This is a genomic window from Sphingomonas sp. ASV193 (genome assembly GCF_040203355.1).
In the GTDB taxonomy this organism is placed as follows: domain Bacteria; phylum Pseudomonadota; class Alphaproteobacteria; order Sphingomonadales; family Sphingomonadaceae; genus Sphingomicrobium.
Genome location: NZ_JBEHBW010000006.1, coordinates 63,873 through 86,114 on the forward strand (window position 1 = coordinate 63,873; position 22,242 = coordinate 86,114).

The window sequence follows — 22,242 nt, forward strand, 5'->3', positions numbered from 1 at the left end:
CATGTGCGGAATTGTCGGGATCGTCGGGGACAGCGAAGTCACCAGCCGCCTGTTCGACGGGCTTAAGCGGCTCGAATATCGCGGCTATGATTCGGCCGGGATCGCCACCGTCCACGACGGCGAGATCGACCGACGCCGCGCGTCGGGCAAGCTGATCCACCTCGCCGAGGTGCTCGCCGCCGACCCGCTGCCCGGCGACGTCGGCATCGCCCACACCCGCTGGGCGACCCATGGCGGGCCGACCACCAACAACGCCCACCCGCACGCGACCGAGCATGTCGCGTTGGTCCACAACGGGATCATCGAGAATTTCAAGCCGCTGCGCGACGAGCTGATCGCGCGCGGTCGCAAGTTCGACAGCGAGACCGATACCGAGGTCGTCGCGCATCTCGTCAGCGAAAAGGTCGAGCAGGGCCTCTCGCCGCACGATGCGGTCAAGGAGGTGCTGCCCCGCCTTCACGGTGCGTTCGCGCTCGCGATCCTGTTTCGCGACCATCCCGAACTGTTGATCGGCGCCCGTCTCGGCTCGCCCCTTGTGGTCGGCTATGGCGACGGCGAAACCTATCTCGGCTCGGACGCGCTGGCGCTCGGCCCGCTGACCCAGCGGATCGCCTATCTCGAGGAAGGCGACTGGGTCGTCGCGACCCGCGACGGCGCGTCGATCTTCGACAAGGACAACAACCCGGTCGAACGGCCGATCGTCAATTCGGGCGTGACCGGCGAGCTGGTTTCGAAGGGCAACCACCGCCACTTCATGCTCAAGGAAATCTACGAGCAGCCGATCGTCGTCGCGCAGACGCTGCGCAGCTACCTGCAGCGGATGGAAGAGCGGGTGACGCTGCCGATCCCCGAGTTCGACCTCGGCGCGATCAGGCGGGTGACGATCGTTGCCTGCGGTACCAGCTATTACGCCGGGATGGTCGCCAAATATTGGTTCGAGCAGTTCGCCCGCGTGCCGGTCGACATCGATGTCGCGTCCGAATTCCGCTACCGCGCGCCGGTGATGGAAGAAGGCGGGCTGATGATCGTCATCAGCCAGTCGGGCGAGACCGCCGACACGCTCGCCGCGCTCCGCCACGCTCGCGGCGAGGGGCAGAAGATCGCCGCCGTCGTTAACGTGCCGACCAGCACCATGGCGCGCGAGGCGGACCTGCTGCTCCCGACCCACGCCGGGCCCGAAATCGGGGTCGCCTCGACCAAGGCGTTCACCTGCCAGCTCGCGGTGCTCGCCGCGCTTGCCGCCAACCTCGCGCGCGCCAAGGGCAAGCTCGCGGAAGGCGAGGAAAAGGCGATCGTCCGCCACCTCGCCGAGGCGCCCGCCGCGATCAACGGCGCGCTCGCCTACGACGAATCGATCGAGGCGATGGCCGGGCTGGTCGCCGGGGCGCGCGACGTGCTCTACCTCGGGCGCGGAACCGACTATCCGCTCGCGCTCGAAGGCGCGCTCAAGCTCAAGGAAATCAGCTACATCCACGCCGAAGGCTATGCCGCGGGCGAGATGAAGCACGGCCCGATCGCGTTGATCGACGACGCGGTGCCGGTGATCGTCATCGCCCCCTCGGGCCCGCTGTTCGACAAGACCGTGAGCAACATGCAGGAAGTGCAGGCGCGCGGCGGCCAGGTGATCCTGATCAGCGATTATGACGGGGTGCAGGCGGCGGGCGAGAAGTGCATCGCCACCATCACCATGCCCAAGGTCCACCCGCTGATCGCGCCTCTGGTCTACGCGGTGCCGGTCCAGCTGCTCGCCTACCATGTCGCGGTCGCCAAGGGCACCGACGTCGACCAGCCGCGCAACCTGGCCAAGTCGGTCACGGTCGAGTGACCCACGCCGACGGTGAGATTTGCGTTGTCTACGACAGCGCCGATTTTCGTTCTCTGTATTCAGTTTCCCCTCAAGCGCGAAGAAACTTGCTCAAGGTTCCTTTGTGGATTTTTCTCGTCGGGATTTTTTTTTCGTTCGGCGACGGCAACCTTGGCTTGAACCTGCTTCTCGGCGCGTGGCCATTCGCGATCGGTGGTCTGCTCGCGGTTGTGTCGATCTATTGGCTAATCCCTTTTCGTCAGGTTCAACTCCGGCGAAAAAGCGGTTGGGACAGCCCGTTATGCGTGAGCCTCTTCCCAGATGGTGTGCACACACGCCATCGCAATCAGGACACGCAATTCCACTGGTCGGCGATCGAGCGTGTCGTGTCGCGAGCGGGTCGAATATATATTTTCACCACACCAGTTTGCGCGCTGATCTTGCCGCGTCGCTTTTTCGACAATGATGCGGCATTCTCCGAATTCGCGGCGCTCGCCAGCCTGTATTGGACAAACGGGAGAGAACGCGAACTAAATGACGTTCAGTCGCGCGAGCCGAAAGTCATTTTGCCTTGACCCATGCATCTCACGATCTCGCCGCCCCCGCGGCGGACCCGATCGGCTTCAACGATTTCCTGAAAGTCGACATCCGCGTCGGAACGGTGGTCGAGGCGGCGGAATTTCCCGAGGCGCGCAAGCCCGCCTACAAGCTCGCCATCGACTTCGGCCCGACCCTCGGCACGCGCCGGTCGAGCGCGCAGCTGACCGAGCATTATTCGCCCGAGGCGCTGGTCGGCCGGCAGGTCGCGGCGGTGGTCAATTTCCCGCCGCGCCAGATCGGCAAATATATGTCGGAAGTGCTGACGCTCGGCTTCGCCGACGAGGGCGGGGCGGTGGTGCTGTTCTCGCCAGACCGGCGCGTTCCCGACGGATCGCGGCTGTTCTGACTTGGCCCGCGGGGGCGGGGCCGGTATCGCCGCGCCCGTGAACTCCAACGTGACCCATCGCGCGCTTCGCCTCCGGCTCGATTCCGAGGCCCTCGTCGCCAACTGGCGATGGCTGCAGCGCATGGGCGGGGCACCGGCCGGGGCGGCGGTCAAGGCGGACGGCTACGGGCTGGGCGCGCGAGGCGTTGTCGAGCGGCTGGCGGCGGCGGGGTGCCGCGACTTTTTCGTGTCGAGCTGGGCCGAGGCCAAGACGCTTGGGCCGTTGCCGGCGGGCACGCGACTGGCGGTGCTCCACGGCGTCGGCCCGGCCGACGAGGCGGCGGCGGCGCGCGGGATCGCGGTGCCGGTGCTCAACTCGGCCGAGCAGGTCGCGCGGTGGAAGCGGATCGCGCCCGGCGAGCCGTGCGACGTGATGGTCGACACCGGCATGAACCGGCTGGGCCTCCGCCCCGACGAGATCGGCCTGCTCGACGGGCTGACGATCGACACGCTGATGAGCCACCTCGCCAGCGCCGACGAGGACAGCGCGCTCAACCGCGTCCAGCTCGACCGCTTCCGCGCGGTCGCGGCGGCGGTCCCGGCGGCGCGCCGCTCGCTCGCCAACAGCGCGGGGATCTGCCTCGGCCCCGACTATGGCTTCGACCTCACCCGGCCCGGGCTCGCGCTCTACGGCGGGACCCCGCGCGCCGAGGCGGAGAGTCGTATCGCGCAGGTCGCCTTTCCCGAGGCCGAGGTGGTCCAGCGGCGCATCGTGAAGGCCGGCGAGGCGATCGGCTATGGCGCGACCTGGACCGCGAGCGCGGACACCGAGGCGGCGATCCTCAACATCGGCTATGCCGACGGCTATTTGCGCTGCTTTACCGGCAAGGGCGCGGCACGGGTCGGGGAGGCGCGGCTGCCGCTGATCGGGCGAGTGAGCATGGACCTCGTCGCGATCGACTGTTCGGCGATGCCCGGTCTGCGCGAGGGCGACTGGGTCGGCCTCGAATATGACTTGCCCGCCGCCTCGTCGGCGACGGGCCTGTCGCAATATGAGCTGCTGACCGGCCTCGGCGACCGGTTCGAGCGGCGCTGGACCTGAGCCTTAGCGGGCGAGCGTCCCGTTGCTGAGCGCGGCGAGCGCGTCGCGCGCGACCGTGTAGCTCGAGGCGGTGTGCCCGCTGGCAACGGTCACCGTCTGTTCGTCGGCGGCGAGCACCGCGTTGAACTGGCTGGCGGCGAGGTCGGCGCGCCCGGTCTTGGCCATGACGATGCCGAGGTTGATCGCGCGGCCCGCGTCGAACCCGTCGCTCGGCTGCGCCAGCGCCTTGGCCGCGCCCGAATAGTTGGCCGACAGGATCGCGCCCGACCCCGGCGTCGCCTCGGTCGTCGAATAGCTCTGCGCCGAGGCGGCGGCGGGAACGAGCGCGGCGATCAGGATGAGCGGAACACGGGTCATCGGGCGTCTCCTTCGACAGATTTCGTGAAGAAATATCTACGCTGAAACGCGATTGAACGGAATATGTATTAGTTTTGTCATATTCGGCCGTCATGCTCCGCCCTGACGGCGAGTTGCGCGGCGCGCTCTACGAGTCGCCCGGCGCCGGTGTCTTCGGCCGGAACGCGCACAAATCCGCCACCGCGCAGCGCCAACACTCGGGCTTTCGTGCCTTGCACACATAGCGCCCGTGGAGGATCAGCCAGTGGTGCGCGCCATGCAGGAACGGCGCGGGCGTCACCTTTTCCAGCTTGAGCTCGACCGCCAGCGGATCCTTCCCCTTGGCGAGGCCGGTGCGATTCGCGACCCGGAAGATGTGCGTGTCGACCGCGATGGTCGGCTCGCCGAACGCGACGTTGAGGACGACGTTGGCGGTCTTGCGCCCGACGCCTGGCAGCGCCTCGAGCGCGGCGCGCTCGCGCGGCACCTCGCCGCCATGCTCGTCGACCAGGATGCGGGCGGCGGCGATGACGTTCTTGGCCTTGGTGTTGAACAGCCCGATCGTCTTGATCGCCTCGCGCAGCCCCTCCTCGCCGAGATCGAGCATCGCCTGCGGCGTCGACACCCTGGCGAACAGTGGGCGGGTCGCCTTGTTGACCCCGACGTCGGTCGCCTGCGCCGACAGCGCCACCGCGACCAGCAGCGTGTAGGGATTGACCCACTCGAGCTCGGTCTCGGGCGACGGGTTGGCCTCGGCCAGCCGCCGATAGAATTCGAACACGTCGGCTTTCTTCATGCCCGCCCCGTCACGCCGCGTCGATCACGTCCCGCATGGTGTAGAGCCCCGCCGGCTTGCCGACGAGGAAGCGCGCGCCGGTCAGCGCCCCGCGCGCGAAGATGGCGCGGCTCTCGGCCCGGTGCGACAGGATCAGCCGCTCGTCGGGGCCGAGGAACATCACGTCATGGTCGCCCGCGACTGTCCCGCCGCGGATCGCGGCATAGCCGATGCTGCCCGTTTCGCGGGTGAGGCCGAGGCCCGAGCGGCCGAGCTCCTCCTTGCAATCCTCGCCGCGTCCGCGCTCGATCGCGGTGCCGAGATGCAGCGCGGTGCCCGACGGCGCATCGGCCTTGAGGCGATGATGCGCCTCGACGATCTCGACGTCCCATTGCTCGCGGCCGAGCACCCGCGCCGCGCGCTCCGCGAGGTCGGCGAGCAGCGCGACGCCGAGCGAGGTGTTGGGCGCCTTGAGCACCGCAATCTGCTGCGCGGCATCGGCGATCAGCGAGTCATGCCCCTCGCCGAGCCCGGTCGTCCCGACCAGCAGCGGGATGCCCGCGCCGACCGCGCGGTCGAGGCTGCCGCGAAGCCCGTCGGGCGAGGAAAAGTCGACCAGCAGCTCGGGTCGCTCCTGGTCGAGGACGAACGACGGGTCCTCGGCGACGGCGGCGGCGATCGCCCGGCCCATCCGGCCGTCGGGTGCATGAAGGGCGAGGCGGAGCGGGGCTTGCGTATCGCGCATGGCGACCGGTCTAGGCCCCGGCGGGCACGATTCCAAGCTTGCGCTGGAGCGCGAGTGCCGCCGCCGGTGCGCGCGGCTTGCAGCCGTTGATCATGAACAGATAGCTGTCCTTGCCCCAGCCGCGCGCCATCGCCGCCCAGCGGTCGAGCGCCGGCTCGTCGTAGCCGGTCGCGATCTCGGCGCGCATCCGCTGCAGCCGCGCGTAGCGGAAGTCGGCGGTGTCCATGTCGAGGCAGGGGAACTCGTCGTCGTCGCCGAACGCGACCGCGACGTTGTGATCGCGGCACAGCGCCTCGAACGCCGGGTCGCGGAAGCTGTCGTGACGCGGCTCGATCACGTGGCGGTAGCCCGTCGGCAGGCGCTTGAAAAAGGCGGCGATGTCCTCGCGGTCGAACGCACGGCGCGCGGCGAGCATCCACAGGATCGGCCCAAGCTTCTCGCCCAGCCGATCGATCCCCTGCGCGAAGAAATTGCCGATGCCCTCGCCCGCGTCGGCCAGCTTCGGCCGGGTCACGCAATAGCGCGAGGCGCGGACGCTGAAGCGGAAATCGTCGGGCACCGCGTCGGCCCATTTCTGCCAGCTCGCCGGCGCCTGCCGCGAATAAAAGGTCGAGTTGATCTCGATCGCGGTCAGCGCGCGCGAGGCATATTCGAGCTCGCGCGCCTGCGCCCATTTCGGCGGATAGAAATCGCCCCGCCACGGCGCGTAGTTCCACCCGCCGATGCCGACGCGGAGCTCGGGCATCAATCGTCGAACGAGAGCGCTTCCGCCGCGCCGCCGCTAAGCCCATTGGGCCGGTTGGGCGAGACCGGAACGCCGCCATCGTCGAGATCGCGTTTGCGCCGGGTCACCGACGAATAGGGCCGTTTGGGCTCCTCATAGGGCCATTGCCGCGCGGCGTTTCGGCGGCGGCGCGGGGCAGGCGGGATCGGGTCGGCAAAGGGCATCGACGCGCCCTTACCAGCTTAACGCTCGGGCAGGAACCGGCTGGCGACGTCGCGGGCGAGGCGGGCGGGGCGGCGCGACATCGCGTCGAGGCAGCACCAGGTCGACTGAACCTCGGCCAGCACCTCCTCGCCGCGGCGGATGACGGTGGTGAACATCGCCCGAGCGCCCGCGACCCGATCGGCGATCACGTCAGCGACCACCAGGTCGTCAAGGAAGGCGGGGCGCCGGTAATCGATCTGGTGGCGGAGCGCGACCCACAGGTGGCGGTGCACCGCCTCGGCCGGGGCGACCGTCTCCCAGAAGCGGACCACCGCGTCCTGCACCCATTTGAGGTACACGCTGTTGTTGACATGGCCCATGTGGTCGATGTCGCCGGGGGCGATCCCGATCGGGTAGCGGAAGGCGGCGGACGGCATGGAACGACTCTCGCATAACTGACAACAGTGTCAATGCCGTCCCGTCGCGCCGCCGGCTCCTATCGGCGGGCCATTCGGAACTCGACCGTATCGGACCCCACGGTGCCGCGGACCAGCCCGTCCGCCCGGACCCGATAGACGAAGGCGCGGCCATCGTCGTAGCGCCCGGCGATCAGCCGCTCACCGTCGCGCGACGGGCTGGCGATGAAGCTGGCATGGACCTCGCCCTGGTCGACCCGCGCGATCGGGGTCTCGGGCGTTCCGGCGGCTGCGGCGACGGCGGCGGCGAAGATGAGCAACATGATGGTCTCCCTTTTTGCGTCGGACCGGCGATCGGACCGACGCTGCGAGGGAGTTCACGATCCATGCCAGTCGGCGCTTTACGAGCCGACTCAGTGACTTACACCAGTAATACAGTTGACGAACGATGCCGATCGCGGCGCGGTCCGCCGAAAAATGGGAAAACGTCCCGCCTCAGAAAGCCTTGGTGATCCCCGCGAACACCCCGCGCCGCTGGCCCCATTGCGGCGCGCCGACCCCGACCCCGGTGCCGCTGCGGATCTGGTACTGCTTGTCGAACAGGTTGAGCGCGTCGACCCGCAGCGTCACCCCCTTCATCAGGCCCGGCCCGTCGAATTTCTGCGACAGCCCGGCGTTGAACACCACGTAGCCCGGCAGTTCGCCCCCGTTGGGCACGATCCCGTTCGGGTCGTCGGTCCGCAGCCCCGAACCGTAGACGAAGTCGAGGCTGGGGGTCAGCGTGCCGAGCCCGTCGCGGATCGAGTAGGTCGCCCCGCCCGACGCGGTCACCTTCTGTGAATGGTCGGTGTAGATGTAATGGTCGGCGATGTAGGCGATCTCGTCGGGCGCGAAGAAATATTGCGCCGAGACGATTCCCTTGCCCTTCTCCTCGCCGCGCGCGACGTTGGCGTAGAGGTCGAGCGGGCCGTGGGTATAGTTGGCGCTCGCCTCGATCCCCCACGCATAGCCCTTGGCATAGTTGAACGGCGACAGCACCAGCGACGAGCCGAACTGGCCCTCGTCGAGCAGGTTGCGCTTGACCTTGTAATAGGCGTCGAGCCCGAGCTTGAGGCCGCCGGCGAACTTCTGCTCGACCCCGGCGTCGAAATAATGCTCGCGCTCCGCCTTGACCGGGTCGCCGGTGCGGATTTCCGACTGCTTGGTGGTGTTATTGTAGAGCGCGACCGTCGCCGGGGCGATCAGCTCCTGCGGCGGCGGGGTGAAGTTGCGCGCATAGCCGATGTGGAGCGTCGTCTGCTTGGTCGGCTCCCACACCAGGTTGGCGCGCGGGCTGAGCTGGCTTTCCCGGGTGTAGGCGTGGACCACGTCGTAGCGCGCGCCGACGTTGAGCGTCAGCTGCGGCGAAATCTTCCACTCGTCCTGGACGTAGCCGCCGTAGAGCTGCCCGGTCTTGCTGCCGCGGTCGACGATCTGGAACGGGACGTCGCTGGTGACGACGCAGTCGGCGAAGATCGCGCAATCCTGCTCGGGAAGCACGGTCGAGTCGACCAGCGACTTGGTATGCTCGTTCTGGAACAGCACCCCGAAGCGAAGCGTGTGCGCCCCCCCGCCGAGCGTATAGCTGCCGTCGGCCTGCACCCCCGCGACGAGGCTGCTCAGCCGCGCCGCGTCGGCATAGCCGTTGATGATCACGTCGCCCTGGTTGGGATCGGTGGTGAAGCGCGTCTGCGAATAGCGGACGAACGGCGCGACCTGGAAATTGAGGTCGTCGCCGGCATATTGGTAGGTGGCGACGCCGTAGTGGGTGATCTCGCGCTGGTTCTGGTCGAGCTTCGCCGCGTCGTAGCTGCTCACCCCGTTGACCGTGAACCCGCTCTGCACCCCGGTGACGTTCGGGATCTGGAAATGGCCGATGAAGCTGCCGCCGAACAGCGCGATCCGGCTCTTGTCCGACAGCACGTCCGACACGTAGGCGAAGGGGCGGAACTGGGTGGTGCGGTCGTGGATCGCGTTGCGGGTCGGCAGCGGGTTCTCGATGCCGATGTCGTTCCTGAGGTAGCTCGCCGACAGGAAATAGCTGACGTTGCCGTCGGACCCGCGCAGCATCGCGCTCGGCTCGAGCCAGCCGAACGCGCCGCCGTAGACGCCGATCTCGCCGCCCTTGTCGAGCAGCCCCGACTGGGTCTTGAAATTGATCACCCCGGCGGTGCGATAGCCATACTGGGCGGGCAGCGTTCCGGTGATCAGCTGGATCTCGCTGGCGATGCGCGGGTCGAAGGTGGTGCCGAACCCGCTGATGCTCTCGGGCACGATCACCCCGTTCAGCCGGTACTGAAGGTTGGCGTGCTCGTTGCGGACGTGGATCGTGCCGTAGCTGTCCTGGGTCACCCCCGGCGCCTGGAGCAGCGACTTGCTGAGCGACAGGTTGGTCCCGCCCGGCTGCTTGCTCAGCGCCTGGGTGGTAAAGGTATATTGCGAGGCGCCGAGCGACGGGGTGATCGCGTCGCGCGCCTGGTCGAGCCGCCGGCCGGTGACGGTGACGACATTGTCGCTGGCGGGCTTCTTCGCCGGGGCGGGGGCCTGCGGCGCAGGGGCGGTCTGCGCGTGGGCCGGAGCGGCGAGCGCGACGACGGAAACGGTAGCGGTCAACGTCAGGGCGAAGGCGCGCGACATTCGATGATTCCTTCAGGACTGGCTTTGGAAACGAGGCCGGCGCGGTGCGGTGCCGGGACCAATGATACAATATATCTTCGACAAACCGGGCGATTAGCGGAACGAACCGACATGGACAGAGGTGAGCGCACGCCCAACGCCCCCGAAGATGAACGCCAGATGGACCGCAACCCGCGTTTCCGCCCCGCCGCGCCGAAGCGGGCAGGGCGCATGGCCGCACTCGTCCGCCGCTCGATACGACAAGGGGGCCGCCGGGCATGCCGGCGACCCCCTCGACGCGGTCCTCGATCGCCTAGAAGCGGCTGGTCAGGCTGATGCCGACGTTGCGGCCCAGCGAGTCGTAGCGCTGCGGGATCGTGTTGTTGCGAGACAGGCTGATGTTGTACGAATTGGGCAGGATCGGCGGCGTGCGGTCGAACAAATTGTTCGCGTACAGCCGGACGGTCGCATGCTTCATCAGCACGTAGCTCAGCGACAGGTCGAAATAGTCCTGCGGCGCGATCCGGTAGAAGGTCTTCTGCGCCCGGTCGGGAGTGCCGCCGATCGCCGGGTCGCCCGAATTGTTGGCGTTCACCAGCGAGCCGATGTGCCGCCAGTTGAGCCCGACCGTCAGTCGCTTGTTCGGCGTGGTGAAGTTGGTCTGCAGATTGTGCATCCACTTCGGGATCAGCTGGCCGCAGCCGTTGCCGAAATAGCCCGCGCAGTTGCGGGTCGGCAGCAGCGGCGAGTCCTGCCCGCCGGCAAGCGTGGTGTACGACCCGTTGAACGACCAGTCGAACCGCCCGAACGCGACCGGCAGCGCGTACTGCGCCTGGAAGTCGTAGCCGTGCGCCTTCGAGGTATAGGCGTTGGTCGTGCCCTGCTCGATGAAGCCGGTGGTCGGGTTCGACGAGGGCGCGCTGTAGAGCGTGCCGGTGCCCGGGTTGCGGATGATCTTCGAGCAGAAATAGGGATCGCCCCCGCTCTGCAGGCAGCCGTCCTGGTAATAGCTGTAGTCGTTGTACCCGATCGAATCGCGCAGATCGATCAGGTAGCGGTCGACCGAGAAGACCAGCCGCGGGATCGCCTTGAGCTGGAGCAGCACGCCGAACGTCTTGGTGTAGGCGGTCTCGGGATTGACGATGAACCCGCCGGTCCTGACCGTGCACTGGTCGTTCGGGCAGAGCAGCGTCGGGCTGCCGTAGAGATTGTCGGGCAGGCCGGTCGCGCGGCACACCTCGATCGAGCCGAGCGGGACGGTGGTGGTGATCGTCTGGCCCGGGTGGTTGGGGTCGGGGACCTGCCGCGGCACGGGGGCGCAGAAGTCGTTCTGCGACCCGCCCTGGACGGTGAAGCTGCTGCCCGTCGCCTGGTTGATCTCGATCACCGTCGGCGCGCGCTGCGCCTTGTTGAACGAGCCGCGGAAGGTCACGTCCGACACCGGCGCCCACAGCGCCTCGACCTTCCACGTGCTGAAGCTCTTGGGGTTGGTATTGTATTTCGAGATCCGGTAGCCGCCATTGACCTGCAGCAAATGGGTCCACGACTGTCGCTCGACCAGCGGCGCCTGGATCTCGGCATTGGCTTCCTTGACGTGCTGCTCGAGCGAGATCGGGCTTCCGCCGTTCTGGTCGTAATAGAGCTGGTCAGCGCTGCTCGAGAATTTGTCCTGCCGATATTCGAGCCCCGCCGCGACCGCGACGCCATGTTCGGCGAGCGGGCTGGTGATGCCATATTTGCCGAGGTCGCCGGTGAGGTTGGCGGTGACGTCCTTGAGCGTTCCCTTGTTGCGGTTGGTGCCGAGCGGCCCGGTGAACAGGTAGTTGTAGAGCGCCTTGTCGCTGTTGTTGGGGATGAAGGCGTTGAACGGGACGCAGGCCTTGTCGGTGCCGTCGATCACCGACTGGCAGGTCGGGGTGCCGTTGACGCTCACCACGTCGAGCGAATTGTTGATCTTGTTCACGTCGGGGAAGAAGCCCGGCGTATAGTCCTGCCGGTTGCGCGCATAGACCCCGCCGACGTCATAGTGCCACGCGCCGCCGAAGTCGCCGCGGATCCCGCCGGTCAGCCGCAGCCCCTTGTTGATGTAGGTGTCCGACGTCGGCGGAAAGGCGTTGAAGCGGTAGCGGAGGTCGACGCTGGCGAAATTGCTGGTCCCGGCATTCGCCCCGCACAGCGCGGTCGCCTGCGACGGCGACAGGAACGGGTTGTCGCAGTTCACCTGGTACGGATTGTCCTGGAACACCCCGAAATAATAGACCCGGGTCGGGTAGGGGTTGGTCGACTTGTCGCGGAACCAGATGCCGGTCGCGTAAAGCTCGGCCGCATCCGACATCCTGAAGCTCGCGAAGCCGCCCGCGTTCAGCCGGTGCGACGCGCGCTGGTAGGGGTAGTCGGAAAAGGGGTTGGCGGCATTGGTCGACGCCGAATAGGGCACGAAGGTGCCGTCGCCGTTGGGATTGTTGATGTAGCGCGCGCCCGCGTTCGGCCCGTCCTGCGGCGAGATGTAGCCATAGGGCGAATAGGTCGACGCCTGGCACGACAGCGGCCCGTCGGTATAGCCCTGGTTGAGCTGGCACGCCGAGCTCGACCGGTCAGTATAGCGGACGAGGTCGTTGTGGCGGTAATCGACGAAGCCGGTCAGGTGGAGCCGCCCGTCGAGGAACGCCTTGCCCGCGGTCAGCGTGATGTCGGCGCGGCCGCCGTCGTTGATCCACCCGCGCGGCGGGTTGAACCCGGCGGCCGCGGCCAGCGCGCTGGTGATCGTGTCGTCGTTGAAATGGTTGTAGAAATTATAGTTGGCGTTGAGCTCGATGCCGTTGAAATCCTTGCGCAGGATGAAGTTCACGACCCCGGCGATCGCGTCCGACCCGTAGACCGACGAAGCGCCCCCCGACAGCACGTCGACCCGCTCGATCAGCGAGGTCGGGATGATCCCGACGTCCTCGCCGTTCTGGGTGCCCAGCCGCTGCCCGTCGACCAGCACCAGCGTCCGCTCGAATCCCAGGTTGCGCAGCTTGAGCCGCTGCCGCCCGTCCGAGTCCTGGTAGTTCTGCTGCGCGTCGGGGGCCACCTGCGGCAGGTGGTTCATCACGTCCTCGACGTTGATCGCGCCCTGCTGGCGAATGTCCGACATCGTCACCGAGGTGATCGGCGCGGCGGACACGATGTTGGGGCGGCGGATGCGGGTGCCGGTGACGACGATCGACCCGTCGTCGGTCTTGGTCGGCTTGCCGCTCTGGACCGCCGCCTTGACGTCGGTCGACTGCTCGACCGCGGTGCCGTTGGCCTGCTGCGCGGCGGTCGGATCGGCGGTGACCACTGGCGCGGCCTGCGCGAGCGCGGGGCTCGCCAGCCCGAGCAGGCAGGTGCCCAGAAGCAGTGAAGCCGCCGTGGTACGCATCGTTGAGTCCCCTCCAGTGCCGGGGAGTAGACGCTCCCCGCTTGCCCGTGACGGGGCGCCTAAAGGGACACCACGCCTTCCGGGGCCGCACAGACGACACGGCGATTTGGTTTTCAATAGAGAAAAACATTACCGCAAATGAAATTAGCGCAGTTGTGGCTTTTGGATGACGCAACGTCATGTTGCGGGGTTGGGAAAGGCGCGGACCGGCGATCGCGGACACGTGGCGACGGACCCCGCGGGAGGCGTTGAAAGGACGAGATGGAGGATATGTCGCAACGCGCTGCAACCCGGCCGAAGCTGGTGACCCCTACGGGAATCGAACCCGTGTTTCAGCCGTGAGAGGGCCGCGTCCTAACCGCTAGACGAAGGGGCCGGCACGCTGGCGCGACGGCGGGCCTATGCCGACGCCCGGCCGCCGAGTCAATTATCAGGCGCGCTGGCGATGCGCCTCGTGGCGTTCGGCGGCGATCCACGCGGCGGCGATCTCGGCAATCCGCGGGGCCGCTTCGCCGTCGCCGAACGCGAGGCTCGGGCGCGCCATCGTTGCCAGCGCGGCGCGGTCGCGGAACAGCCGCCGCACCTCGGTGACGATCCGCTCGGGGTCGGTCCCGACCATGATCGCGTTGCCGCACGCCACCGCCTCGGGGCGCTCGGTCTTCTCGCGAAGGACGAGCAGCGGGGTGCCGAGCGTCGGCGCTTCCTCCTGGATCCCGCCCGAATCGCTGACCACCAGGTCGGCGGCGGCGATTGCGCGGATCATCGCGGCGTGGCTCAGCGGCGGCAGCAGCCGCACCCCGCGCGCTTCGCCCAGATGCTCGAACAGCATCGCGGTGACTCGCGGGTTGGGGTGAAGCACCACCTCGACGCGCGCCGATCCTTCCTCGGCCAGCCGGGCGAGCGCGGCCGCCGCCATCGCCAGCCCCATGCCCCAGCTCTCGCGCCGGTGGCAGGTGACCAGCAGCCGCAGCGGGGTTCCCGCCCGCGACGCCTCGCGCGGCCGAAGCCGTAGCCGCCGCCTGGTCTCGAGCAGCGCGTCGATCCCGCTGTTGCCGGTGACGTGGACTTCGCCCGGAAGCTTTTCGGCGAACAGGTTTGCGGCATTTCCGATCGTCGGGGCGAACAGCAGCTGGGCGAGTCCATCGATCTCGACCCGGAAGCTCTCTTCGGGCCACGGCAGCGACGGGTCGTGAGTGCGGAGCCCCGCCTCGACATGCGCCAGCGGCACCCCGGCGGCGACCGCCGCGCGCGCCCCGCCGAGCGCGCTCGAGGTGTCGCCCTGCACCATCACCATGTCGAGCGGCGCCGCGCTCCACGCCGGGACCAGCGACTCGGCCACCCGCTCGGCATGGTCGGGCGGGTGGGGCAGGCCGGGCTGGCCGAGCCGCAGGACGGCGTAGCGCTCGAGCCCGTGCTCGCTGGGGTCGAGCCCGGGATGTTGGCCGGTAAGCACGATCTGCGGCGCGACGCCGCGCGCGGCGAGGGCATGGGCGACCGGGGCCATCTTGATGGCCTCGGGCCGGGTCCCGATGACGAGACCCACACGAAATGCGAACAACTAGCCCCCTAGCTCGGCATCTCCTTATCTGTCGAAAATCTTAATATTGCGCAAGTCGCCGGCGAAACATTTTGACTAGCCGGCCGTGCGCGCGCATCGATGGCGGCCCGGGGGAGAGACGTGACAGTAGGCGAGCACCGGCCAGGCGCGCTGATCGCGCAGATAACCGACCTTCACATCGGGTTCGACCGCGGCAACCCGCACGAGCTCAACGTCCGCCGCCTGTCGATGGTGATCGACCGGCTCAACGCGATGACCCCGCGGCCGACGCTGCTGATCGTCAGCGGCGACATCGTCGAATGGCCCGACGACATCGACGCTTATCGCCACGCCAAGGCGCTGGTCGCCCGGTTCGAAGGCCCGGTCGCCTGGGCGATGGGCAATCACGACGGGCGCGAGGCATTCGCGGCGGTCTTTCCCGAGGTCCCGAGCGATCCCCACGGCTTCGTCCAGTACGAGCTCGACCATGGCGGGCTGCGCTGGCTGATGCTCGATACGCTCGACGACGCGCGTCACGGCGGAATGCTGTGCACGAAGCGGATCGGCTGGCTCAAGGCGCGGCTCGCCGAGCGGCGGCGCGACCCGACCGTCATCGTCCTCCACCACCCGCCGGTCGACACGGGAATCGACTGGATGAGCGCGCTGTCGGGGGAGAAATGGGTTCGGCGCCTCCACCGCGCGATCAGCCCGGCGCGGCAGGTCGTCGGCCTGCTCGCGGGCCACGTCCATCGCCCGATCGCGACCAGCTTCGCCGGGCGGACGCTGGCGGTGGTTCCCTCGACCGCCCCGGGGCTCGCGCTCGACCTCGACGACATCGACCCGGCGCACCCCGACAATCGTCCGCTGATCCTGCTCGACAGCCCGCACTATGCGCTTCACTATTGGAACGGCGAGCGGCTGCTGACCCATTTCGACCGCGCCGAGCCCGACAATGCGCTCGCGCGCTACACCAGCAACCTTCAGCCGATGATCCGGGAGTTCCTCACCGAACGCGGCACCGGCTGAGCCCTAGCGCTTCCGCTTCTCAGCGGAAGTTGTCGGCGTAGGACTGGAGCTTGAGCTTCACCGGCGGCGCGGGGACGAGGTGGACCTCGAACCCGCCCCGGGTCGCATAGTCGATCGCCTCTTGCTTGCTGTCGAAGCTCAGCCGCACCTGCGTGCGCGTGTCGCCGCTCCCGGCCCAGCCGGTCAGCGGGTCGGGGCGCATCGGCTCGACCCGCTCGAATTCGAGCGTCCAGCGGCCGGCCTTGGCCTTGCCCGACTGGGTGGTCTTGCGCTGTTCCTCGATGATCCGGGCGGTCGTCATGACGCCGCGATTGGCGCAACCGCGGGATCGAATCAAGAGGGGCGGTTTGCACTCGCGCGCTTGGTGCGAAGCGTCGGCGCCGCGCCGGCCGGGTCGTCGGGCCATGGATGGCGCGGATAGCGCCCGCGCATTTCCTTCGCCACCTCGCGCCAGCTTCCCGCCCAGAAGGCGGGCAGGTCTCTGGTCGTCTGGATCGGCCGGTGCGCGGGGCTGGTGATCGCCAGCGTCAGCGGCACCCGCCCGCCCGCCACCATCGGATGGCTTGCCAGCCCGTAGAGCGCCTGCGCGCGCACCTCGACCGCCGGGCCGCCGGGCGCGGCATAGTCGATCGAGTGCGTCGAGCCCGCGGGCGAGGTGAAATGGCTCGGCGCGAGCCCGTCGATCGTCCGCGCCGCCTCGTAGCCGAGCAGCCCGTCGAGCGCGTGGCGAAGTGCCGACGGGTCGATCGCGTCGAACCGCCGCTTGCCCGCCAGCAGCGGGGGCAACCATTCGTCGAGCCGCGCGAGCAGCGCCGCGTCCGACAGGTCGGGCACGCTTTCGTCATGTATCGCCGCGAACGCCGCGCGCCGCCGCAAAGCGATGGCCGCCTCGCTCCACGGTAGCATCCCCAACCCGTGCCGCCGAACCGCCTCGACCAGCCCCGCCTCGACCGCCGCCGCATCGGGCGCGGGATCGGGGGCCGAGGAAAGGGTGATCGTCCCCAGCCGCCGCCCCTTGCGCGCGCTCATCGCCCCGCTCGCGGGATCGAATCGCACCTCGCTGAACCGCGCGACCGCCTCGCCGAACAGGTCGAGCACGGTCGCTTCGTCGATCGCCGCCGCACTGAGGATCCGCGCGCCCTGCGCCGCGCCCGCGACTTCGGCCACCGCCAGCCACTCGCTCCGCGCCAGCGGGCTCGTCGGATCGAGCCGGAAGCCGCGCCCGCCGACCGACTGCCACGTCTCGCCCGACCCGTCGCGCCGCCGCGACAGCCGGTCGGGAAAGGCGAGCGCGACCGCCTCGGCGAGCGAGCCGCCGCCGCCGCGCCCGCCCGTGCGCTTCGCCCAGCCCGCCGCCATCCGCCGCGCGCCCTCGGCCCTCGGCCCGCGTTCGCCCCGCCAGCGCCGCGCCCGCCGCTCGAGGTCGGGATCGTTGCCGCCGATCCCGCGCTCGGTCAGCAGCGCCGCCGCCTCGGCCGCTTCGCCCGCGAACCCGCGCGCGCCCGCCGCGATCATCATGTGCGCCAGCCGGGGCTCGAGCGGCCAGCCCGCGATCGCCCGCCCATGGAGCGTCAGCCGCCCGTCGCCGCCAATCGCGCCAAGCGTCGCCAGCCGCGCCCGCGCCTCGGCCAGCGCGGCGGCGGGGGGCGGGTCGAGGAACGGCAGCCGCGCCGGGTCGGCCTCGCCCCACAGCAGGCTCGACAGCAGCAGCCCCGACAGGTCGGCCTCCAATATCTCGGGCGGGTCGTGCGCGGGGAGGGCGGCGGTCGCCGCTTCCTCCCACAGCCGGATCGCGACCCCCGGCGCCTGCCGCGCCGCGCGCCCCGCGCGCTGGGTCACCGCCGCGCGGCTCGCGCGCTCGGTCACCAGCCGGGTCAGCCCCGCGCCGCGGTCGTAGCGCGGCCGCCGCGCCAGCCCGCTGTCGACCACGATCCGCACGTCCTCTAGCGTCACGCTGGTCTCGGCGATGCTCGTCGCCAGCACCAGCTTGCGCGTCCCCGGCGCCGGACCGGCGAGCGCGGCGCGCTGCGCGGCGGGATCGACCTGCCCGTGGAGCCGGTGGAGCACGACGTCGGCGGGCAGCGGGCCGAGCGCCTCGGCGGTCCGCTCGATCTCGGCCACCCCGGGCAGGAAGGCGAGCAGCGAGCCCGGGTGGCCGGCGAGCGCGGCGCGGCACGCGGCCGCGACCTGCGGCTCGATCCGCGCCGCCGCGTCGCGCCCGATATGCTCGAGCGTCAGCGGGTGCGAGCGCCCCGCGCTCTCGATTCGTGGGGGCTCGCCCAGCAGCCTTCCGAACCGCTTGCCGTCGAGCGTCGCCGACATCGCCACCAGCCGCAGGTCGGGGCGAAGCGCCGCCGCCGAATCGAGCGCGAAGGCGAGCGAGAGGTCGCTGTCGAGCCCGCGCTCGTGGACCTCGTCGAACAGCACCGCCGACACGCCCGACAGCTCGGGATCGGCCTCGATCCGGGCGAGGAACACGCCGTGGGTCATGGCGATGACGCGGCTGTCCTTGCCGACCCTGCTGTCGAGCCGCGTCGCGTAGCCGATCGTCGCGCCGACGGTCTCGCCGCGCTCCCTCGCCATAAACTCGGCCGCCGCCCGCGCCGCGAGCCGCCTTGGCACGAGCAGCAGCACCTGTCCTACGCACCACGGCTCGGCGAGCAGCGCCGGCGCGACCCGCGTCGTCTTGCCCGCCCCCGGCGGCGCGATCAGCAGCGCGCGTCCGGCCTCGCGAAGCGCGGCAAGCAGGTCGGGCAGCACCGCGTCGATGGGGAGGGGGCCGGGCATCGCCGCGGCTCTGCCAGAAGCGCCCGATTCATGCTATCTCGACAGTCCTTCCGCAACGAGGGAGGACAAGCATGACGAGTCGTTTCCTGTCCGGGCTGGCGATCGCCGCCCTTGTGACCGTATGCTTACCGCAGGCCGCCGCGCACGACGCCATGACCGCCGACCCGGTCGCCAGCGCCGAAAGCGCCGCGCCTGCCAGTATCGCCCGGGCCGCCGGGATCATGGCGATGGGCGCCGACGGCAAGCCGACGATGCTCCGCGCGTCGAACAACGGCTGGACCTGCATGCCCGACAATCCGGCGACGCCCGGCCCCGACCCGATGTGCATGGATGCCAATGCGATGAAATGGGCCGAGGCATGGATGGGGCACAAGCCGCCCCCGGCCGACAATGTCGGGCTGATATACATGCTCGCCGGCGGCACCGACGCGAGCAATACCGACCCCTACGCGGCCAAGCCGACCGCGGGCGCCGACTGGGTCCGCACGGGTCCGCACCTGATGGTCGTCGGCGCGCCCTCGCTCAACGCCGCCTACAGGGGCGATCCGTCGCCCGATACGAAGGTGCCCTATGTGATGTGGGCGGGGACGCCCTACGCGCATCTGATGGTGCCGGCGGGGTAGGGGGACGGTGGCGGCGCGGAAGGCCGCGCCGTCTCTTCGATCGGGGAAGGGCCGTCACGGGAGTAAATCCCGTGACGTCGATCAGGTGCGCTGCGCGACCTGTCGGCCGGCCTGCGCCGTCTCTCGGCTAACGACGCTCGCTTCGCTCCGCTTTCGTTAGCCTCGGAGACTTGGCTACTGAGGCATCTCGACATGCCCGCCGAAGCCGAAGCGCATCGCGCTGAGCAGTTGGTCGGCGTAGCTTTCCTCGACCCGGCTCCTGAAGCGGGCGAAGACCGAGGCGGCGAGGACATCGACCGGAACCGCTTCCTCCATCGCCGCGTCGATCGTCCAGCGCCCCTCGCCGCTGTCGGCGACGCGCCCGCTGAACTGCTTGAGGTCGGGGTCCTTGGCCAGCGCGATCGCGACCAGGTCGAGCAGCCACGACGAGATCACGCTGCCCCGCCGCCACACCTCGGCGATGTCGCTCATGTTGAGGTCGAACCGCTCGCCGTCCTTGAGCGTCGGCAGGTTGCGCTGGCGCAGCACATCGAAGCCCTCGGCATAGCTTTGCATCATGCCGTACTCGATGCCGTTGTGGACCATCTTGACGAAGTGGCCCGCGCCCGCCGGCCCGGCATGGACATAGCCCTGCTCGGCGCGCCAGGTCCCGCCGCCTTCTTCGACGTGCGGAGTGCGGGGAATCGTCCCGATCCCGGGGGCGAGCGTCGCGAACACCGGGTCGAGCGTGGTGATCGCCTCCTCGGGCCCGCCGATCATCATGCAATAGCCGCGCTCGAGCCCCCACACCCCGCCCGAGGTGCCGACGTCGACATAATGCAGCCCCTTGTCGGCAAGCGCCTTCGCGCGGCGGACGTCGTCCTTCCAGAAGCTGTTGCCGCCGTCGATGACGATGTCGCCGGGGTTGGCGGCGTCGGCGATCTTCCCGATCACCCCCTCGGTAATCTCGCCCGCCGGGAGCATCACCCAGTAGATCGCGGGGCTGTCGAGCTTGGCCTTGACCTCGTCGAGCGAGGCGGCTCCCTCGGCCCCGTCCTTGACCAGCCCGGCGACCGCGTCGGCATTCTGGTCGAACGCGACGATTTGGTGTCCGCCCTTCATCAGGCGGCGCGCCATGTTGCCGCCCATCCGCCCGAGCCCGATCATCGCCAGTTTCATTACGCCGTCTCCTTGGTGCCGAGGCGCGCCGCGGCGCGCCGGATCGGGGCTGACAACGCATAACAAAGCAAAGTGCCCGCGATCGCGACGATTCCGTCGGCGGAAAAATGCCAGCCGAGGGCAACCGAGGCGACCAGGATGAACAGCGCGAAGGCGTAGCTCAGGATCCTGAGGGGCCAGCCCTCGCGGTGGAAGGCGATCACCGCCCACGTCACCGACGCGTCGTGGAGCGAGGGCATCGCCGAGATTCCCGCGCCATAGACCAACAGCTTGCGCTGGTAGGCTTCCCACAGATAGCCCGACGCCAGCCGCGCCACCGCGGGCAATTGCGCGGTCAGCTCGTCGTAGCGCCCGAGCCCGTAGATCCGGCGATAAAAGATCGGCCCCCCGGCGGAAAAGAAATATTGGCCGACCGGGCCGAACACCGACCACAGCAGGAAATAGGTGATCAGCACCCGCGAGCGACGCTCGGACGGCGGCTGGAGCAGCACGTAGTAGAGCGTCGCGATCAGCGCCACGAACCACACCGGGGTGTAGGCGACCGCGACCCACTCCTGCAGCATGAAGGTGACCAGCCGCCACGAATCGACCCCGAACAGCAGCTTGCCGAGTCCGGCCAGATAGGGGTCGGCCCAGAACGGCCGGAGCGCGTTGAGCTGGGGCTTGATCCACATGAAGAAGTAGAGGTCGAGGCCGGCGAGCATGATCCCGAGCAGGATCGCCGGCCAGCGCGGGCCGAGCGCGGCGGCGCGCACGAAAAACGCATGGATCGGCTCGCGCTCGCCGCGCGCTCCGAGCGTCACCAGGTAGACCGCCGACCACAGGATCAGGAACACGACGCCGAACGCCAGCCAGCTCCAGATCGGCAGCCAGATGTCGGGATCCCCCTTGATCGGCGAAATGCCGCTCATCGCCACGGCGCCGAGGCCGAACGTCAGGATGGCGCTGGGCAGCAGCCAATCCGTCTCGCGCCGCAATTCAGTAAGCCCTCGAGACCGCGAACTCGACTGCCTCGCTCATCGCTGCCTTCGCGCGGCCCGAGGGAAAAGCCGCCAGCGCGTCAATCGCGCGCCGGCCGTACAGCCGCGCCCGCTCCATCGTGTCGTCGAGCGCCCCGGTATCGCGGATCAGCCGGGTCGCGTGGGCAAGGTCGTCGTCGCCCGACCGCGCGCCGCTTATCGCCGCCTGCCAGAAGGCGCGGTCGGCCTCGCTGCCGCGCGCGTGCGCGAGGATGACGGGCAGCGTCACCTTGCCGTCGCGGAAATCGTCGCCGCGATCCTTGCCCATCACCGCCTCGTCGCTGGCATAGTCGATCGCGTCGTCGATCAGCTGGAAGGCGACGCCGAGGTTGCGGCCATAGGCGTCGAGCGCTTCCTCGGCATCGTCGCCCGCCTCGGCCACCACCGGCGCGATCCGGCACGCGGCGGCGAACAGCGCGGCGGTCTTGGCGCCGATGATCGCGAGATAATGCTCCTCGCTCGTCTCGACCCGGCGCTGCGCGGTCAGCTGGTCGACCTCGCCCTCGGCGATCACCGCCGAGGCGTGGCTGAGGATCTTGAGCACCTTGAGGCTGCCGTCCTCGACCATCAGCTCGAAGCTGCGCGAGAACAGGAAATCGCCGACCAGCACCGTCGCCGGGTTGCCCCAGATGAGGTTGGCCGCGCGCTTGCCGCGGCGCATCTCGCTGCCGTCGACGACGTCGTCGTGGAGCAGGGTGGCGGTGTGGATGAACTCGACCGCCGCCGCCAGCTTGTGATGCCGCGTGCCCGAATAGCCGAGCAGCGCCGCGCTCGCGAGCGTCAGCATCGGGCGCATCCGCTTGCCCCCGCCCGCGATCAGGTGGCCGGCAAGCTCGGGGATCAGCCCGACCTTCGACTGCATCCGCTCGAGGATGACCGCGTTGACGCCGTTCATGTCCGCCGCGGTCAGCGCCAGCAACGGCTCGAGGCTGGGCGCCTTCTTCTCGCCGATCGGGATCACGGTCGCGTTCACGGCGCGCTTCTTAGGACCGGCACGCGGCTT

Annotated in this window: 21 protein-coding genes and 1 tRNA gene; 6 read left to right on the forward strand and 16 right to left on the reverse strand. The window is 69.1% G+C overall.

All coding sequences use genetic code 11. The annotated features are described in order from the left end of the window. Window position 1: 1 nt before the first annotated feature. The 4 genes from glmS to alr are packed head-to-tail and all read left to right on the forward strand — an operon-like array spanning window position 2 to window position 3,831. Complete coding sequence (gene glmS / locus ABDK56_RS11450; RefSeq protein ID WP_349808409.1) at window positions 2-1,825, forward strand: glutamine--fructose-6-phosphate transaminase (isomerizing); 1,824 nt, start codon at window positions 2-4, stop codon at window positions 1,823-1,825. Beyond that, a complete protein-coding gene (locus ABDK56_RS11455; protein WP_349808410.1) occupies window positions 1,822-2,379 on the forward strand; it encodes a YcxB family protein in 558 nt (185 codons plus the stop codon). The genes glmS and ABDK56_RS11455 overlap by 4 nt, the downstream gene beginning before the upstream one ends. Then, the gene (locus tag ABDK56_RS11460; protein ID WP_349808411.1) at window positions 2,376-2,750 is read left to right on the forward strand and encodes a tRNA-binding protein; all 375 of its coding nucleotides are present in this window, start codon (window positions 2,376-2,378) and stop codon (window positions 2,748-2,750) included. Before ABDK56_RS11455 ends, ABDK56_RS11460 begins: the two co-directional genes overlap by 4 nt. 37 nt (window positions 2,751-2,787) lie before the next feature. After that, the gene (gene alr / locus ABDK56_RS11465; RefSeq protein ID WP_349808412.1) at window positions 2,788-3,831 is read left to right on the forward strand and encodes an alanine racemase; all 1,044 of its coding nucleotides are present in this window, start codon (window positions 2,788-2,790) and stop codon (window positions 3,829-3,831) included. A 3-nt stretch (window positions 3,832-3,834) separates the two neighbouring features. Here alr and ABDK56_RS11470 read toward each other — a convergent pair whose 3' ends face one another. From ABDK56_RS11470 to wecB, 11 genes are all read right to left on the reverse strand, one after another. Next, the gene (locus ABDK56_RS11470; protein ID WP_349808413.1) at window positions 3,835-4,188 is read right to left on the reverse strand and encodes a hypothetical protein; all 354 of its coding nucleotides are present in this window, start codon (window positions 4,186-4,188) and stop codon (window positions 3,835-3,837) included. A 127-nt stretch (window positions 4,189-4,315) separates the two neighbouring features. Further along, window positions 4,316-4,963, reverse strand: a complete 648-nt coding sequence (nth, locus tag ABDK56_RS11475) for an endonuclease III (protein ID WP_349808414.1) — start codon at window positions 4,961-4,963, stop codon at window positions 4,316-4,318. Window positions 4,964-4,973: 10 nt separating this feature from the next. Beyond that, window positions 4,974-5,687 carry a 4-hydroxy-tetrahydrodipicolinate reductase gene (gene dapB / locus ABDK56_RS11480; RefSeq protein ID WP_349808415.1) on the reverse strand — a complete coding sequence of 238 codons (714 nt, stop codon included), beginning with the start codon at window positions 5,685-5,687 and terminating at the stop codon, window positions 4,974-4,976. Window positions 5,688-5,697: 10 nt separating this feature from the next. Continuing rightward, entirely contained in the window at window positions 5,698-6,432 is a 735-nt protein-coding gene (locus ABDK56_RS11485) for a DUF72 domain-containing protein (protein WP_349808416.1), read from the reverse strand. Further along, the gene (locus ABDK56_RS11490; protein WP_349808417.1) at window positions 6,432-6,635 is read right to left on the reverse strand and encodes a hypothetical protein; all 204 of its coding nucleotides are present in this window, start codon (window positions 6,633-6,635) and stop codon (window positions 6,432-6,434) included. Before ABDK56_RS11490 ends, ABDK56_RS11485 begins: the two co-directional genes overlap by 1 nt. A gap of 18 nt (window positions 6,636-6,653) precedes the next feature. Then, a complete protein-coding gene (locus ABDK56_RS11495) occupies window positions 6,654-7,052 on the reverse strand; it encodes an acyl-CoA thioesterase (protein ID WP_349808418.1) in 399 nt (132 codons plus the stop codon). A gap of 59 nt (window positions 7,053-7,111) precedes the next feature. Beyond that, the gene (locus tag ABDK56_RS11500; RefSeq protein ID WP_349808419.1) at window positions 7,112-7,354 is read right to left on the reverse strand and encodes a hypothetical protein; all 243 of its coding nucleotides are present in this window, start codon (window positions 7,352-7,354) and stop codon (window positions 7,112-7,114) included. 172 nt (window positions 7,355-7,526) lie between these two features. Beyond that, entirely contained in the window at window positions 7,527-9,707 is a 2,181-nt protein-coding gene (locus ABDK56_RS11505) for a TonB-dependent receptor (protein WP_349808420.1), read from the reverse strand. Between the two features lie 292 nt (window positions 9,708-9,999). Next, a complete protein-coding gene (locus tag ABDK56_RS11510) occupies window positions 10,000-13,089 on the reverse strand; it encodes a TonB-dependent receptor domain-containing protein (protein ID WP_349808421.1) in 3,090 nt (1,029 codons plus the stop codon). Window positions 13,090-13,390: 301 nt separating this feature from the next. Beyond that, window positions 13,391-13,465, reverse strand: a tRNA-Glu gene (locus ABDK56_RS11515). 54 nt (window positions 13,466-13,519) lie between these two features. Further along, window positions 13,520-14,647 (reverse strand): non-hydrolyzing UDP-N-acetylglucosamine 2-epimerase, encoded by a 1,128-nt coding sequence (wecB, locus tag ABDK56_RS11520; RefSeq protein ID WP_349808422.1) that lies wholly within the window; start codon window positions 14,645-14,647, stop codon window positions 13,520-13,522. A 120-nt stretch (window positions 14,648-14,767) separates the two neighbouring features. Between wecB and ABDK56_RS11525 the strand changes: the two genes are divergently transcribed. After that, entirely contained in the window at window positions 14,768-15,652 is an 885-nt protein-coding gene (locus ABDK56_RS11525; RefSeq protein WP_349808423.1) for a phosphodiesterase, read from the forward strand. A gap of 19 nt (window positions 15,653-15,671) precedes the next feature. Here ABDK56_RS11525 and ABDK56_RS11530 read toward each other — a convergent pair whose 3' ends face one another. Continuing rightward, window positions 15,672-15,953 (reverse strand): NADH dehydrogenase ubiquinone Fe-S protein 4, encoded by a 282-nt coding sequence (locus ABDK56_RS11530; protein ID WP_349808424.1) that lies wholly within the window; start codon window positions 15,951-15,953, stop codon window positions 15,672-15,674. Between the two features lie 32 nt (window positions 15,954-15,985). Then, complete coding sequence (gene hrpB, locus ABDK56_RS11535) at window positions 15,986-18,439, reverse strand: ATP-dependent helicase HrpB (protein ID WP_349808425.1); 2,454 nt, start codon at window positions 18,437-18,439, stop codon at window positions 15,986-15,988. 71 nt (window positions 18,440-18,510) lie between these two features. On the opposite strand from hrpB, the gene ABDK56_RS11540 reads away from it, so the two are divergent. Continuing rightward, on the forward strand, window positions 18,511-19,062 hold the full coding sequence (locus ABDK56_RS11540) for a hypothetical protein (protein WP_349808426.1): 552 nt from the start codon (window positions 18,511-18,513) through the stop codon (window positions 19,060-19,062). A 174-nt stretch (window positions 19,063-19,236) separates the two neighbouring features. On the opposite strand, the gene gnd is transcribed toward ABDK56_RS11540, so the two are convergent. Genes gnd through ABDK56_RS11555 form a run of 3 tightly spaced genes read right to left on the reverse strand, consistent with a single transcriptional unit; the run spans window position 19,237 to window position 22,212 of the window. Then, window positions 19,237-20,220, reverse strand: coding sequence for a phosphogluconate dehydrogenase (NAD(+)-dependent, decarboxylating) (gene gnd / locus ABDK56_RS11545; RefSeq protein WP_349808427.1), 984 nt, complete (start codon window positions 20,218-20,220; stop codon window positions 19,237-19,239). Continuing rightward, window positions 20,220-21,197, reverse strand: a complete 978-nt coding sequence (locus tag ABDK56_RS11550; protein WP_349808428.1) for a phosphatase PAP2 family protein — start codon at window positions 21,195-21,197, stop codon at window positions 20,220-20,222. Before ABDK56_RS11550 ends, gnd begins: the two co-directional genes overlap by 1 nt. A 1-nt stretch (window position 21,198) precedes the next feature. Beyond that, complete coding sequence (locus tag ABDK56_RS11555) at window positions 21,199-22,212, reverse strand: polyprenyl synthetase family protein (protein ID WP_349808429.1); 1,014 nt, start codon at window positions 22,210-22,212, stop codon at window positions 21,199-21,201. Window positions 22,213-22,242: the final 30 nt, after the last annotated feature.

What these genes read in the sequence shown, in the direction of transcription:
- glmS (WP_349808409.1), top strand. Translation starts at nt 2, where the DNA reads ATGTGCGGAATTGTCGGGATCGTCGGGGACAGCGAAGTCACCAGCCGC.
- ABDK56_RS11470 (WP_349808413.1), bottom strand. Translation starts at nt 4,188, where the DNA reads ATGACCCGTGTTCCGCTCATCCTGATCGCCGCGCTCGTTCCCGCCGCC.
- nth (WP_349808414.1), bottom strand. Translation starts at nt 4,963, where the DNA reads ATGAAGAAAGCCGACGTGTTCGAATTCTATCGGCGGCTGGCCGAGGCC.
- dapB (WP_349808415.1), bottom strand. Translation starts at nt 5,687, where the DNA reads ATGCGCGATACGCAAGCCCCGCTCCGCCTCGCCCTTCATGCACCCGAC.
- ABDK56_RS11485 (WP_349808416.1), bottom strand. Translation starts at nt 6,432, where the DNA reads ATGCCCGAGCTCCGCGTCGGCATCGGCGGGTGGAACTACGCGCCGTGG.
- ABDK56_RS11490 (WP_349808417.1), bottom strand. Translation starts at nt 6,635, where the DNA reads ATGCCCTTTGCCGACCCGATCCCGCCTGCCCCGCGCCGCCGCCGAAAC.
- ABDK56_RS11495 (WP_349808418.1), bottom strand. Translation starts at nt 7,052, where the DNA reads ATGCCGTCCGCCGCCTTCCGCTACCCGATCGGGATCGCCCCCGGCGAC.
- ABDK56_RS11500 (WP_349808419.1), bottom strand. Translation starts at nt 7,354, where the DNA reads ATGTTGCTCATCTTCGCCGCCGCCGTCGCCGCAGCCGCCGGAACGCCC.
- ABDK56_RS11505 (WP_349808420.1), bottom strand. Translation starts at nt 9,707, where the DNA reads ATGTCGCGCGCCTTCGCCCTGACGTTGACCGCTACCGTTTCCGTCGTC.
- ABDK56_RS11510 (WP_349808421.1), bottom strand. Translation starts at nt 13,089, where the DNA reads ATGCGTACCACGGCGGCTTCACTGCTTCTGGGCACCTGCCTGCTCGGG.
- ABDK56_RS11530 (WP_349808424.1), bottom strand. Translation starts at nt 15,953, where the DNA reads ATGACGACCGCCCGGATCATCGAGGAACAGCGCAAGACCACCCAGTCG.
- hrpB (WP_349808425.1), bottom strand. Translation starts at nt 18,439, where the DNA reads ATGCCCGGCCCCCTCCCCATCGACGCGGTGCTGCCCGACCTGCTTGCC.
- ABDK56_RS11540 (WP_349808426.1), top strand. Translation starts at nt 18,511, where the DNA reads ATGACGAGTCGTTTCCTGTCCGGGCTGGCGATCGCCGCCCTTGTGACC.
- gnd (WP_349808427.1), bottom strand. Translation starts at nt 20,220, where the DNA reads ATGAAACTGGCGATGATCGGGCTCGGGCGGATGGGCGGCAACATGGCG.